13 protein-coding genes and 1 riboswitch (1 of these 14 only partly in view) are annotated in these 12,963 nt (G+C 57.8%); of the genes, 8 read left to right on the top strand and 5 right to left on the bottom strand.

Going from position 1 to position 12,963, the window contains the following annotated elements; all coding sequences use genetic code 11:
* The first annotated feature begins 15 nt into the window (after positions 1-15).
* From AABB31_RS13210 to AABB31_RS13195, 4 genes are all read left to right on the top strand, one after another.
* Positions 16-465, top strand: coding sequence for an NUDIX hydrolase (locus tag AABB31_RS13210; RefSeq protein WP_342077696.1), 450 nt, complete (start codon positions 16-18; stop codon positions 463-465).
* Between the two features lie 63 nt (positions 466-528).
* Positions 529-623, top strand: a riboswitch (glycine riboswitch).
* A 120-nt stretch (positions 624-743) separates the two neighbouring features.
* The gene (locus AABB31_RS13205) at positions 744-1,985 is read left to right on the top strand and encodes a D-amino acid dehydrogenase (RefSeq protein ID WP_342077697.1); all 1,242 of its coding nucleotides are present in this window, start codon (positions 744-746) and stop codon (positions 1,983-1,985) included.
* Between the two features lie 42 nt (positions 1,986-2,027).
* Entirely contained in the window at positions 2,028-2,918 is an 891-nt protein-coding gene (locus tag AABB31_RS13200) for an SPFH domain-containing protein (protein WP_342077698.1), read from the top strand.
* Position 2,919: 1 nt separating this feature from the next.
* Positions 2,920-3,192: a hypothetical protein gene (locus AABB31_RS13195; RefSeq protein WP_342077699.1), complete on the top strand. Its 273-nt coding sequence runs from the start codon at positions 2,920-2,922 to the stop codon at positions 3,190-3,192.
* 84 nt (positions 3,193-3,276) lie between these two features.
* Here the strand turns inward: AABB31_RS13195 and AABB31_RS13190 are convergent, their stop codons facing one another.
* The 3 genes from AABB31_RS13190 to AABB31_RS13180 all read right to left on the bottom strand — a co-directional run bounded on the left by AABB31_RS13190 (position 3,277) and on the right by AABB31_RS13180 (position 4,700).
* Positions 3,277-3,489, bottom strand: coding sequence for an orotidine 5'-phosphate decarboxylase (locus AABB31_RS13190; protein ID WP_342077700.1), 213 nt, complete (start codon positions 3,487-3,489; stop codon positions 3,277-3,279).
* Positions 3,490-3,659: 170 nt separating this feature from the next.
* A complete protein-coding gene (gene pyrF / locus AABB31_RS13185; protein WP_342077701.1) occupies positions 3,660-4,373 on the bottom strand; it encodes an orotidine-5'-phosphate decarboxylase in 714 nt (237 codons plus the stop codon).
* A 180-nt stretch (positions 4,374-4,553) separates the two neighbouring features.
* Positions 4,554-4,700 carry a hypothetical protein gene (locus AABB31_RS13180; protein WP_342077702.1) on the bottom strand — a complete coding sequence of 49 codons (147 nt, stop codon included), beginning with the start codon at positions 4,698-4,700 and terminating at the stop codon, positions 4,554-4,556.
* 199 nt (positions 4,701-4,899) lie between these two features.
* On the opposite strand from AABB31_RS13180, the gene clpB reads away from it, so the two are divergent.
* The gene (gene clpB / locus AABB31_RS13175) at positions 4,900-7,512 is read left to right on the top strand and encodes an ATP-dependent chaperone ClpB (RefSeq protein ID WP_342077703.1); all 2,613 of its coding nucleotides are present in this window, start codon (positions 4,900-4,902) and stop codon (positions 7,510-7,512) included.
* A 101-nt stretch (positions 7,513-7,613) separates the two neighbouring features.
* On the top strand, positions 7,614-8,414 hold the full coding sequence (locus AABB31_RS13170; protein WP_342077704.1) for a phytanoyl-CoA dioxygenase family protein: 801 nt from the start codon (positions 7,614-7,616) through the stop codon (positions 8,412-8,414).
* Positions 8,415-8,459: 45 nt separating this feature from the next.
* Here the strand turns inward: AABB31_RS13170 and AABB31_RS13165 are convergent, their stop codons facing one another.
* Positions 8,460-11,042, bottom strand: a complete 2,583-nt coding sequence (locus tag AABB31_RS13165) for a fasciclin domain-containing protein (RefSeq protein WP_342077705.1) — start codon at positions 11,040-11,042, stop codon at positions 8,460-8,462.
* A 70-nt stretch (positions 11,043-11,112) separates the two neighbouring features.
* The gene (locus AABB31_RS13160; RefSeq protein ID WP_342077706.1) at positions 11,113-11,589 is read right to left on the bottom strand and encodes a fasciclin domain-containing protein; all 477 of its coding nucleotides are present in this window, start codon (positions 11,587-11,589) and stop codon (positions 11,113-11,115) included.
* 280 nt (positions 11,590-11,869) lie between these two features.
* Between AABB31_RS13160 and msrP the strand changes: the two genes are divergently transcribed.
* Both msrP and msrQ read left to right on the top strand, forming a co-directional pair.
* Positions 11,870-12,772: a protein-methionine-sulfoxide reductase catalytic subunit MsrP gene (gene msrP, locus AABB31_RS13155; protein ID WP_342077707.1), complete on the top strand. Its 903-nt coding sequence runs from the start codon at positions 11,870-11,872 to the stop codon at positions 12,770-12,772.
* Positions 12,773-12,818: 46 nt separating this feature from the next.
* Positions 12,819-12,963: the 5' end (the start) of a protein-methionine-sulfoxide reductase heme-binding subunit MsrQ gene (msrQ, locus tag AABB31_RS13150; RefSeq protein ID WP_342077708.1), read on the top strand. The gene runs 467 nt beyond the window's last position; 145 of the gene's 612 nt are visible here — the first part of the coding sequence; its start codon is at positions 12,819-12,821; its stop codon lies beyond the right edge, outside the window.

Raw genomic sequence — 12,963 nt, 5'->3', positions numbered from 1 at the left:
TAGGGAGCGCGGCAGGTGGAAACAACGGGTCACCATCAGGGTGCGAAAGTCGCGCTTTTCCTTGGGCGCAAGCTGGTAAGCATCCTGCGTGACGACCTTGCCCATATCCACTATCCGAACCTGTGGGACCTGCCCGGTGGTGGTCGTGAGGGGGATGAGACGCCGTTTCAGACCGTATCGCGGGAACTGCACGAGGAGTTGGGATTGACCCTGTCTGAGGATGCCGTGTTGTGGCAAAGCGCGTTCCGCTCGTCGACTGACCCGCGCTTGTGGAATGCGTTCTTTGTTGCACAGATGCCAGCTGTGATGGCCAGCCGGATCGTTTTTGGTGACGAGGGGCAACGTTGGGCACTGTTCGATCTGGATACCTTTGTTGGGTTGCGTGATCGGGTGCCGTCCTACGGCGCGCGTCTGGCCGCATGGCAGGCAGATACAGGCGGATTGCCCGACGACCGGCCAATCTGATCTTATTTGTTGCAAACATGTGAATTGCGTTTTCCTGCAGTCCGTCTAAGAGCAGCCCAAGCAACACGCCATCCGGGAGAGAACGGCCCGATTCCAAAACCGTCGCCGAAGGAGCAACCGCCCCGGTCACTCTCAGGCAAATGAACCGGTTGGGGTGCAACACGCCGAAGAGAGACCGCAAGGTCCGCCGAAGGAGCAAGCCGCACATGCGGTGAATCTCTCAGGTACAGCAGACGGCGGGGGCACATGCGCGCAAGCGCCATTGGCGGAGAAATGCCATGCCTTCGATTGCAGTACTTGGTGCCGGGATTACCGGCGTAACAACGGCCTATTCCCTTTATGTCCGCGGATTTGACGTGACGGTTTTTGATCGCCAGCGCTATGCGGGTATGGAAACCAGTTTTGCCAATGGCGGCCAGTTAAGCGCCTCGAATGCCGAGGTCTGGAACCAGTGGTCTACTGTTCTGAAGGGGCTCAAATGGATGTTGCAGGGCGATGCGCCCCTGTTTGTGAACCCCCGCCCCGGTTGGCACAAGGTCAGTTGGATGACCGAATTTCTGGCCAATATTCCGCGTTACAAGACAAATACGATCAAGACAGCCGGTATGGCCGTTGCCGCCCGTGCCGGGCTGGCCGAGATGGCAGAAAAATCCGGTGTGGATTTTGATTTCAGCCCCGCGGGTATTCTGCATTTCTACAAGACAGAAAAAGACCTGACCCATGCCCGGATGGTCAACGGCCTGCTCGCCGAAGGCGGGTTGGAACGGCATGAGTTGACTGTAGACGAGGTCATGGCCCGCGAGCCCGCCTTGCGTGGTGACATCATCGGCGGGTTCTGGACAGAAAGCGACAGCACCGGTGATATCCACAAGTTCACCATGGGTCTGGCGGATTGGCTGAAGAAACAGGGTGTTGTCTTTAAGCTTGGCGCGCCTGTGACGGATCTGCATGTCAGGGATGATGGCGTCTATGTCGAGTGCAACCACGAAGAACGGTTTGACGGGATTGTGGTGTCGGCCGGTGTCGCCAGCCGGAAATTCGCCCATATGTTGGGTGATCGGGTGAATATCTACCCGGTGAAAGGCTATTCGATCACCGTGAACCTTGATGATGCGGCCAGTCAGGCGGCAGCGCCAAATACCTCCCTTTTGGATGATAAGGCCAAGATCGTTTCGTCGCGGTTGGGAAAGACCCGTTTGCGGATTGCAGGTACGGCTGAATTTAACGGCGAAAACCGCGACATTCTGGATCGCCGCGTGCGTCCGCTGATCAAATGGTGCGAAGAGCATTTTCCAGACGTATCAACCGAAAACTGTATTCCTTGGGCCGGATTGCGCCCGATGATGCCCAATATGATGCCGCGTGTCGGCCCCGGAAAAAAGGACCGTGTTTTCTATAACACAGGGCATGGCCACCTTGGCTGGACCTTGAGCCCGGCGACCGCTGATACGATTGGTGCAGTTGTTGCAGCCCGGTTCAAAGGCAACAGTATGCCGTTGCATACATTGAAATCAGCTTAGTGCATGCATATCTGTCATGCATAACAATAAAGGGACAGATATATGACGATAGAACAATTCATGGCTGATTTTGGTGGAATGGAGCTGCTGTATTTTGCGGCTGCAATCTTTGTTCTTGTTTGCATTCTCGCCGGTATCCGGATTGTACCGCAATCCGAAAAATATGTCGTTGAACGGCTGGGAAGACTACGTTCGGTTCTGGGGCCAGGGTTTAACCTGATCGTGCCATTTCTGGACCGCGTTCGGCACAAGGTGTCGATCCTTGAACGCCAGCTGCCATCCATGACGCAAGACGCCATTACGTCTGACAACGTGCTTGTTCAGGTCGAAACCAGTGTCTTCTATCGCATTATTGAGCCGGAAAAGACGGTTTACCGCATTCGTGACGTTGATGGCGCGATTTCAACAACGGTGGCGGGCATTGTCAGGTCCGAGATTGGTCGCATGGAACTGGATCAGGTGCAGGCCAATCGCGCCAACCTGATTGACGCTGTGCGCGAACAGGTCGCCCAGCAGGTTGATGATTGGGGTATCGAAGTAACCCGTGCCGAAATCCTGGATGTGAACCTGGATGCTGCCACCCGCGCTGCCATGTTGCAGCAGTTGAACGCCGAGCGTGCCCGCCGTGCGCAAGTGACCGAAGCAGAGGGTCAGAAGCGCGCTGTGGAGTTGCAGGCCGATGCAGAGCTGTATGCCGCCAAGCAGGATGCCGAGGCCCGTCGCGTGCTGGCGGATGCCGAAGCTTATGCCACGCAGGTTGTTGCGGTCGCGATTGCCGAAAACGGGTTGGAGGCTGCCCAATATCAGGTTGCGCTAAAGCAGGTTGAGGCGTTGCAGAAGCTCGGCGCTGGTGACGGTAATCAGACAGTCGTTCTGCCTGCCAATGCCCTAGATGCGTTCGCAAACGCATTTCAGATGTTGAAAGGACGCTAGGATGCCTTTGTGGACAGAATGGTGGGTATGGATGTCGGGCGCGTTGGTCTTGGCAACACTCGAGGTCCTGATCCCCGGTTATATCTTTCTGGGTTTCGCCCTCGGCGCCGCGATGATGGGCGTTTTGATCCTGGTGGGTGTGTCTGCGAGCGGTTTTGCCATCACACTTGTGATCTTCGCCGTATTGTCACTGATTTCCTATGTCATCATGCGCAAGGTCTTTGGCCTGCGCACCGGGCAGGTTAAAATCTGCGACACCGACATCAACGACTAGGATGGATCAAGATCCATCCTACGGCGTCGCATCGCCACCGCAGGCCCCGCAATCTTGTGCCGGGGTCTGTGTTTTCCCCACCGGTTAGAAACGCGAACGCAGGTTTGCCCCGGTATCTGACATCCGCAGCGCCTGCCGCGTCAGGCTGAGGCAGACCTGATCCATATCCATCGTCATCGGACCTGGCACCTGGCAGGGATAACGAAAAGTCGTCTGCCCCCGGTCGATATCTACCCGCGCCTCAAAGGCGCCAGCCTGTGGGTTGTAGTGTACGTTGTGCAACCGAACGTCATTCATTGTCTTTTCCTTTCGCGCATTTGCCCGAACTGACGACGCGTCGCTGATCGGGTGGCGTTGTGTTATGTGACACAAACGTCAGTCATGCAGGAAAGTTCCGCAAGACACGCATCACCACTGTGACGACCCGTGAGTATTTCGTTAACTTTGTTTCACTGACGCGCTGGGCGTCAATTCGGGCGCTTTGCCTGCGGCGATACCAATTCCTGCTGAATGGCCAGCGCAGCCTGTCGCGGATTGGCGGCCTGCCAGATGGGTCGTCCGACCACAACGTGATCCGCCCCGTTGGCGATGGCCTGTGCCGGTGTCATGATCCGTTTCTGGTCGCCGGGGTCCCCACCTGCGGGCCGCACGCCGGGCGTCACGATCAACTTGCCCTCTGCCTCGGGCAATGCCCGGATCAACGCCGCCTCTTGCGGGGAGGCGATGACCCCGTCCGCCCCGTTTGCGAGTGCAATTCCCGCCCGTTCCTGCACAAGATCACCGATTTCGCCGTCCTTGATGCAGGACGCGTCCAGATCGTCCCTGTCCATTGAGGTCAGGACCGTTACCGCGAGGATCTTCATATCGGACCCGCCCGCCCCTTCGCGCGCTGCGCGCACCACATGCGGGTCACCATGCACTGTCAGGAAGTCCAGATCGAACTGCGCAACACCGCGCACGGCCGCCTCGACCGTGGCACCGATGTCAAAGAATTTCATGTCGAGGAAAATGCGCTTTCCATGATCTTGTTTCAGCTCATTGGCCAGCGCGAGCCCACCGCCTGTCAGCATCCCCAGACCGATCTTGTAGAAACTGACGCTGTCGCCCAATGCGTTTGCCAGTTCGAGCCCATCAAGCACATTTGGCAAATCCATCGCAACGATCAGGCGGTCATCAGTCATTGGGCGCATTCCTTTTGTGGTCGGGCCGGGTCTAGCCCGTGCCCCAAGGCTGCGCAATCGCCAAGGCGGGTGATGTTACCGGGTCTGAAACAGAAAAAAGGTGCAGCGTGTCCCGCGCTGCACCTTTATCTGCCGGGCCACATGGGGAGGACATGTGGCCCGGCGCACCGTGAGTGGTGATTACTTGTCGTTTGAAGACATGATTTCTGCAGTCCCGTTGCGTTCATCGGTTGCCCGCAACTGCCGGATAATGTCCGGAGAGAGCGGGAACAGCGGTGGGTTGGGTTGTTCGCTGTCTGTCGTTGTGTTCGCTTGTTGCATCATCATTTCCTCTGTGACGCTCTTATGCCTCAAAGCGCTTTGAGGTGCGCGGGGAAAAGGCGATTTCGCCTCCCCGTATGGAATTCCATACCTTTTGGTCTTGCGACGTGACGTTCCGCTCCCCATCTAGATGCTGAGGCCCAGACAAGGGTGTGCCGCCAAGTCGGGCACCCGCAACACCGGGCGCTTAACAAAGGAGAGACCCATGAACTTAGACAAGTTCACCGAGCGGTCGCGCGGCTTCGTACAAGCGGCACAAACGATCGCAATGCGTGAGAACCACCAGCGGTTCGCGCCTGAGCATCTGCTCAAAGCATTAATGGATGATGAAGAAGGCCTTGCCGCCAATCTGATTGCGCGTGCAGGTGGTGACGCGGCAGCCGTCCGCAGCGCCGTCGATGCGGCCATGGCAAAACTGCCCAAAGTGACAGGCGATGCAGCCCAGGTCTATCTGGACAATCTGACTGCCAAGGTCGTCGATGAGGCCGAACAGATCGCCAAGAAAGCCGGGGACAGTTTTGTGCCCGTGGAACGGCTGCTGACCGCACTGGCAATTGTAAAGTCCAAGGCCCGCGATGCGCTTGAAGCCGGTCGCGTGACGCCTGCGACCCTGAATGCCGCGATCAACGACATTCGCAAAGGTCGCACGGCTGATAGTGCCACCGCCGAAGACAGCTTTGAGGCGCTTGCCAAATATGCCCGCGATCTGACCGAGGCGGCCGAGCAGGGCAAGATTGATCCGATTATCGGGCGTGACGAGGAAATCCGCCGTGCCATGCAGGTTCTGTCCCGCCGTACCAAGAACAACCCTGTTTTGATTGGTGAACCCGGCGTTGGAAAGACCGCGATCGCCGAGGGGTTGGCCTTGCGGATCGTCGATGGTGACGTCCCCGAAAGCCTGCGCAACAAAAAGCTGATGTCGCTGGATATGGGCGCCCTGATTGCAGGTGCAAAATATCGCGGTGAGTTCGAGGAACGGCTGAAAGCAGTCCTGAAAGAGATCGAATCCGCCGCAGGCGAAATCATCATGTTCATTGATGAGATGCATACGCTTGTCGGTGCGGGCAAGTCAGATGGCGCCATGGATGCGGCCAACCTGATCAAGCCTGCCCTTGCCCGTGGCGAGTTGCATTGCGTTGGCGCAACCACGCTTGATGAGTATCGCAAATATGTTGAAAAGGATGCGGCCCTCGCCCGCCGGTTCCAGCCGTTGATGGTGGAAGAACCCACTGTCACCGATACGGTCAGCATTTTGCGCGGTATCAAGGAAAAGTACGAGCTGCACCACGGTGTCCGGATTTCCGACAGCGCGCTTGTGGCTGCGGCAACCCTGTCGCATCGCTATATCACAGATCGTTTCCTGCCTGATAAGGCGATTGACTTGATGGACGAGGCCGCCTCGCGCTTGCGCATGGAAGTTGACAGCAAGCCAGAGGAACTGGACGCGCTGGACCGTCAGATCCTGCAATTGCAGATCGAGGCCGAGGCGCTGAAGAAAGAGGATGATGCAGCGTCCGTGGACAGGTTGGAGCGTTTGGAGAAAGAGCTTGCCGACCTGAACGAGCGCGCATCCGAGATGACCGCAAAATGGCAGGCCGAGCGCGACAAGCTGGAAGGGACCCGCGAGGTCAAGGAGCGGCTGGACCGCGCCCGTGCCGATCTGGATATCGCCAAGCGCGAGGGCAATCTGGCCAAGGCCGGTGAGTTGTCTTACGGCGTCATCCCCGAGCTGGAGCGTCAGTTGTCCGAAGTCGAGGACAATGATGACCTGATGGTCGAAGAGGCGGTCCGCCCCGAGCAGATCGCCGAAGTCGTCGAACGCTGGACGGGTATTCCGACCTCTAAAATGCTGGAGGGCGAGCGCGAAAAGCTGCTGCGCATGGAAGAAGAGCTTGGCAAGCGGGTCATCGGCCAACGGGCTGCGGTGACATCGGTGGCCAATGCGGTCCGCCGCGCCCGTGCCGGGCTGAATGACGAGAACCGCCCGCTGGGCTCTTTCCTGTTTCTTGGCCCAACGGGTGTGGGGAAGACCGAGCTGACCAAGGCCGTCGCTGAATATCTCTTTGACGATGACAGCGCGATGGTCCGCATCGACATGTCGGAGTTCATGGAAAAGCACGCGGTTGCCCGTCTGATTGGTGCGCCTCCGGGCTATGTCGGCTATGATGAGGGCGGCGTGTTGACCGAAGCGGTCCGGCGCCGGCCCTATCAGGTGGTTCTGTTTGACGAGGTTGAAAAGGCGCATCCGGATGTCTTCAACGTTCTGTTGCAGGTGCTTGATGACGGTGTGCTGACCGATGGTCAGGGCCGGACTGTCGATTTCAAGCAGACCTTGATCATCCTGACCTCGAACCTTGGGGCACAAGCGTTAAGCCAACTGCCCGATGGTGCGGACGCATCTGACGCCAAGCGTGACGTCATGGATGCCATGCGCGCGCATTTCCGGCCCGAGTTCCTGAACCGACTGGATGAGACGGTGATCTTTGACCGGCTTGCGCGCGAGGATATGGCCGGGATCGTCACGATCCAGCTAAGGCGGTTGGAGCGCCGGTTGGCCGGGCGGAATATCCAGATTGATCTGGATGAACCGGCCCTCAAATGGCTGGCCGATGAAGGCTATGATCCGGTATTCGGCGCACGCCCGCTGAAGCGGGTGATCCAGCGCGCCTTGCAGGACCAACTGGCCGAGATGATCCTCGCGGGTGATGTCATGGATGGTACGGAGGTTCACGTGACTGCCGGACCCGATGGGCTGATCGTCGGTGACCGGCTGTCGACTTCGAACCGCAGCACGCCGGATGACGCGGTCGTACATTAAATGGGGGCCCGGCCCGTCATGGGGCCGGGCTTTCGTCGCGGAAATCTGATTGTCCCGCATTGGTATTTCGCCCTAGGCTGCACCGGAAATGGAGCAGCCATATGACCCACCCGCTTGTCACCCAAGCTGATATCGACACCTTTCAACGTGACGGCGTTGTCCTGATCAAGGGGCTGTTTGCCGACTATGTGGACACGATCCGCACCGGCATTGACCGCAACATGGCGGCGCCGGGTCCCTATGCTGCCGAAAACCTGCATGACGGCGAAGCCGGTCGTTTCTTTGACGATTACTGCAATTGGATGCGCATCAACGAGTTCGAGGACGCGATCCGCAATTCCCCGGCAGGCGCTGTTGCAGCCGATCTGATGCAATCCCGTCGGGTGCAGGCTTTTCACGATCATGTTCTGGTCAAGGAACCGGGGACGACGAAACCCACCCCGTGGCATCAGGACGGTCCCTACTATTTTGTTGAGGGTCGCCAGACCGTCAGCTTTTGGTCGCCGATGGACCCAGTTGATGCTGCAAGCCTGCGCTGCGTGGCGGGAAGTCATCTTTGGGACAAGCCGGTGCTGCCAACCCGCTGGCTGGCTGAAACCAGTTTTTACCCCGATGATGATGCCTATCAGCCGGTCCCTGACCCGGATGCGCAAGGAATGCCAATCAAGGAATGGGCGATGGCCCCGGGGGATGCCGTTGCGTTCAGCTTTGGCATTCTCCATGGCGCCCGCGGCAACACGACAACAGCTCGCAGACGCGCGTTCTCGGTGCGGTTTGTGGGTGATGATGCACGCTATGTGGACAGACCCGGCCCCACATCGCCGCCATTTCCGGGCCATGGAATGCGCCCGGGTGACGTCCTGCGCGAGGATTGGTTCCCCGTTGTGTTTGACAAACACTGACCCCGGCCACGCAAGCGGCCGGGGCTATCGTCATTCTATGTTGATTTAGAAGATAAAGTTGTCTTCTGTCAGGTTGCCCGCATTGACCCAGGCCAGCGTGATCCCATCATCATTGCCCAGGTCAATATGGGTGGAATGGCCTGATGTGCTGATCCCAAGATCATCAATCCCGTCGAACCCATAGGCGCTGAGGTCAATCTGATCCTGTCGGTGGTTGAAGTCGCGGATCTTGTCCATGCCATCACCTTCGACAAAGATGAACGTGTCCGCGCCTCGGCCGCCAAACAGCATGTCGTCCTCGGTACCGCCATTGATGATGTCATCACCCCGGCCGCCAAAGATCATGTCACGGCCGGCGCCACCACTGACCATGTCGTCACCCTTACCACCGTAGAGCCGGTCGCTATCGCCCCCACCGTCGATGTGGTCGTCGCCCCGCCAGCCGCTGATCAGGTCGCGCCCATCACCGCCAAAGCCGACATCGTCGCCGCTGCCAAGCAGGATGAAGTCTTTCCCACCCTTGCCATTGACGAAGTCATCGCCCCGTCCGGTGTGGATATAGTCGCGGCCATCCGTGCCGATCTCAAGGTCGGTATTGTTGCCGGCCAGCAGATCGGTCGGGATCAGTACCTCGTCAATGACGTGTACAATACCATTATTGGCCTGAATATCCGTCGCGATAAGGTTGGCATCAAAGGTTTCGGGGTCATTGTCGATCAGCGCCGCGTCCGCGACTGCGACCGTCCCGCCCTGCAACGTTGTGATGTTATCCAGTCCAAGCACCTGGCTGGCCTGTAGTGACGTGCCGGCGACGTGATAGGTCAGCACGTCGGTCAACAGCGATACCGGATCGCCCTTGCTGACAACGGTCAGCGCATCGACCAGATAGGTCCACGCGTCACCTTCGTCGGACCCGTCAAAGCCAATATCCTGCGCCAGCTTGACGAATGCATCATCATTGGGCGCAAAAACCGTCAGATCGACATCTGCCGATGCAAGTGTTTCCGCCAGCCCGGCCGTTTTCACGGCTTCCAGCAGAATATCGAAATCTGCGTTGTTGTCGTCGAACCCTTCGCCGGAGGCAGCCACAATGTCGGTGATGCTGGGTGCATCATTATCCGCAAGATCAACCGGCAACAGGACCCGATCAATGACGTGGACCACCCCATTGGCCGCCGGAATGTCGGTAGCGATCAATGAGGGATCAATCAGGTCAGGTTCCTGATCAGACAGGGTTGGTAATTCGCCTGCACCGATTTCGCCACCCTGCAGCGTTTGGACGGTGCCAGCTGCTGCGATATCTGCGGCCAACAGCGTACCGCCCGCTACATGGTAGGTCACAACGGCATTCAAGGTCTCGACATCCACGTTTTCAACGAGGAATGTTGTGACTGCCGCAGTGTCGCTGGCATCGCCCGCAAAACCAAGATCGACCGCCAACTGCCCAAAGGCTGCATTCGTCGGCGCAAAGACAGTAAAGTCACCGCCCGCATCGGCAAGTGTCCCGACCAGGTCAGAGCCTTCCAGATTGCCGTCAATAAATTGCAGCGCCGCGACGAGGATGCTGAAATTGGTATCCCCAAGCGCAATGTCGACGATTGTCGGTTCTACCGGCGCGGGGCTGTTGCCTGGCAGATCGACGGGCAACAGAACCCGGTCGATCACATGCACGATGCCATTGGCGGCGGGCAGGTCTGTTGCGATCAGCGTCGGATCGGCCAGATCAGGTTCGAGATCAACCAGCGTTCCATCTGGCCCCGCGGTAATGGTGCCACCCTGCACGGTCTCGACCGTTCCGCTGGCCGCGATGTCGGCCAATGTCAGCGCACCGCCTGCAACGTGATATGTGACAACGGCGTTCAGGGTCTCGACCGGGACGTTTTCGGTCAGAAAGGCCGTCACAGCCGCAGCGTCTGCCGCGTCGCCGTCAAAGCCAAGATCGACTGCCAACTGCCCGAAGGCTGCGTTGGTTGGTGCAAAGACTGTGAAATCGCCATTTGCGTCCGAGAGTGTGCCAACCAGATCAGAGTCGGCCAGATTGGCGTCGATAAATTGCAGTGTGTCCACAAGGATGCTGAAATTCGGATCTTCAATTGCGATGGCTGCGATGGTGGGTTCCGCAGGTGCGGGCGTGTTGCCGGGCAGGTCAATGGGCAATAGAACCCGGTCAATCACGTGCAAGACACCGTTGGCCACGTGAATATCTGTTGCGATCAGTCGGGGATCGGCGAGATCGGGTTCTGCATCAACGAGGTTGGGCAGTGAACCGGCCCCGATGCTGCCACCCTGCAATGTCTCAACTGCGCCGGCATTGGCAATCTGATGAGCGCTGAGGGCGGTGCCAGCAACATGATATGTCACAACGGCGTTCAGCGTTGCCACATCGACATTTCCGACCAGAAACGCGGTGACTGCTGCTGCATCATGCGGGTTCCCGGCAAAGCCCAGATCCGCGGCCAACTGCCCGAATGCGTTGTTTGTCGGTGCAAACACCGTCAGGCTTTGGTGCCGGTCGTTCAATGTGGCGACCAGATTGGACCCTTCGATATTCGCGTCGATATAGGAAAGTGTTTCTAGCAGAATGCTAAATTGTGGAATGTGTCTGGCTATGCCAACGAAAGTTGTCATTCTCCGCCTCCTTTTTCATAACAGTCAAATGGAAAGGGCGACCTTTGAAGGCCGCCCTGTTCGGTTTGGTTTAGCTTGGTGGCAGGATCACACCGTCGATGACGTGGATCACACCGTTGGAGGCTTCGACGTCAGCTGCCGCAACGGTGACTTCGTTGACGGTCACGCCGTCCTCGGTCCCGATGGTGATGTCTGCACCGTTGACGGTTGTTGCAGTCATACCGTCACTCAGATCGCCGGACATCACTTTGCCGGGGACAACGTGATAGGTCAGGATGGCGGCCAGCGCGTCGGTATCTTCCAGCAGGCCCTCGACTGTTCCGTCGGGCAGTGCTGCAAATGCTTCATCCGTGGGGGCAAAAACGGTGAAGGGGCCGTCGCTTTTGAGTGTGTCGACCAGGCCAGCGGCCTCGGCTGCGGCAAGCAATGTGGTGAATGTGCCAGCCTCGACAGCAGTGTCGACAATGTCTTTCTTGGATTCACCGGCAAAAGACGCGGTTGCGAATGCGGCTGTTGCGGTCAAGGCAATGAAAGTTCTGCGTAGCATGTAAGTTCTCCGAGTTGTCGGATGCCCTTTATTTCGGCATCGGGCTTTATACGGACGGGTGCCGTATCGGATCACCGGCGAAACACGCCGATGCAACTTGACGGAATTGTTGGGTGGCCTAAGCCCGCAATCGCTTGCATTTCCAATCACGGTTCTGTGAACTGGTGTGACCTTTGGCGCCTTATTGTTGGAACATTTCAGTGTTCTGGCGCCATCGTGAGACATCTTTCACGGCTTCTGCCCTATATGCTTGTCGAACGCGACTGAAACGGAGACCCAAATGGCGCACCGCTGGACCAACGACCTTACATATACAGATGTCACGCCCAAGGCTGCTTATCTCAACCGCCGCCAGATTCTGGCCGGTACGGTTGGCTTGGGCGCTATCGGTCTTGCTGGCGCCGCAAGCGCACAAGGTGAGCTGGAGCCCAACACGCTGGAAGAGATTACCTCCTACAACAACTTCTATGAGTTCGGCACAGGCAAAGGTGATCCGGCGAAGAATGCAGGCGCGCTTGTGACATCCCCGTGGTCGATCAAAGTGGATGGTCTGGTCGATAATCCGGGCGAATATGCCTTGGCCGATCTGCTGGATGGTCTGACTGTCGAAGATCGCCTTTACCGGTTTCGCTGTGTCGAGGCCTGGTCAATGGTTATTCCGTGGAACGGTATCGAACTGGCCGACATCCTGAATAAGGTGGGCGTTCAGTCGGGCGCCAAATATGTCGCCTTTGAAACGGTCGTGCAGCCCGAGAACATGATCGGCGTCCAGCGCCGTGTGCTTGACTTCCCTTATGTGGAAGGCCTGCGCCTGGATGAGGCGATGCATCCGCTGACGATTCTGGCCACGGGCATTTATGGTGAGCCGATCGCCAATCAGAATGGTGCCCCGATCCGTTTGGTTGTGCCGTGGAAATATGGCTTTAAGTCGATCAAGTCGATTGTCCGCATTACCCTGACGGACGAAGAGCCGCCAATCAGCTGGAACAAGGCCAACCCGCGCGAATACGGTTTTTACAGCAATGTAAATCCAAACGTGGATCATCCACGCTGGTCTCAGGCCAGCGAACGCAAGATCGGTGGCGGCCTGTTTGCCGACAGACAGGACACGCTGATGTTCAATGGTTACGAAAAAGAAGTGGCCAGCCTTTATGAAGGCATGGATCTGCGCGAGTTTTTCTAAGGATCTGCGTGTAGGTATATAGTATCGCGAATTGACGGAGAACCGGATGAGCCTGTCTCAGCCCATAAACACAGTGCTGCGCAAGATCCCCGCCTGGACGATATACATCGTTTGCGCGGCATGGACCGTGTGGATGTTCTACCTCGGCCTGACGGGTGGTCTTGGGGTAGAGCCGATCAATGCGCTTGAAC

Origin of the sequence: Yoonia sp. SS1-5 (assembly GCF_038443705.2) — a bacterium.
Lineage (GTDB): Bacteria > Pseudomonadota > Alphaproteobacteria > Rhodobacterales > Rhodobacteraceae > Yoonia > Yoonia rhodophyticola.
This window is presented reverse-complemented; position numbering and strand designations above follow the sequence as displayed.

Bases quoted from the DNA above. Each gene is read 5' to 3' on its own strand.
- msrP (WP_342077707.1), top strand. From the start codon at position 11,870: ATGGCGCACCGCTGGACCAACGACCTTACATATACAGATGTCACGCCC.
- AABB31_RS13195 (WP_342077699.1), top strand. From the start codon at position 2,920: ATGCCTTTGTGGACAGAATGGTGGGTATGGATGTCGGGCGCGTTGGTC.
- AABB31_RS13190 (WP_342077700.1), bottom strand. From the start codon at position 3,489: ATGAATGACGTTCGGTTGCACAACGTACACTACAACCCACAGGCTGGC.
- AABB31_RS13180 (WP_342077702.1), bottom strand. From the start codon at position 4,700: ATGATGATGCAACAAGCGAACACAACGACAGACAGCGAACAACCCAAC.
- AABB31_RS13170 (WP_342077704.1), top strand. From the start codon at position 7,614: ATGACCCACCCGCTTGTCACCCAAGCTGATATCGACACCTTTCAACGT.
- pyrF (WP_342077701.1), bottom strand. From the start codon at position 4,373: ATGACTGATGACCGCCTGATCGTTGCGATGGATTTGCCAAATGTGCTT.
- clpB (WP_342077703.1), top strand. From the start codon at position 4,900: ATGAACTTAGACAAGTTCACCGAGCGGTCGCGCGGCTTCGTACAAGCG.
- AABB31_RS13160 (WP_342077706.1), bottom strand. From the start codon at position 11,589: ATGCTACGCAGAACTTTCATTGCCTTGACCGCAACAGCCGCATTCGCA.
- AABB31_RS13165 (WP_342077705.1), bottom strand. From the start codon at position 11,042: ATGACAACTTTCGTTGGCATAGCCAGACACATTCCACAATTTAGCATT.
- AABB31_RS13205 (WP_342077697.1), top strand. From the start codon at position 744: ATGCCTTCGATTGCAGTACTTGGTGCCGGGATTACCGGCGTAACAACG.
- AABB31_RS13200 (WP_342077698.1), top strand. From the start codon at position 2,028: ATGACGATAGAACAATTCATGGCTGATTTTGGTGGAATGGAGCTGCTG.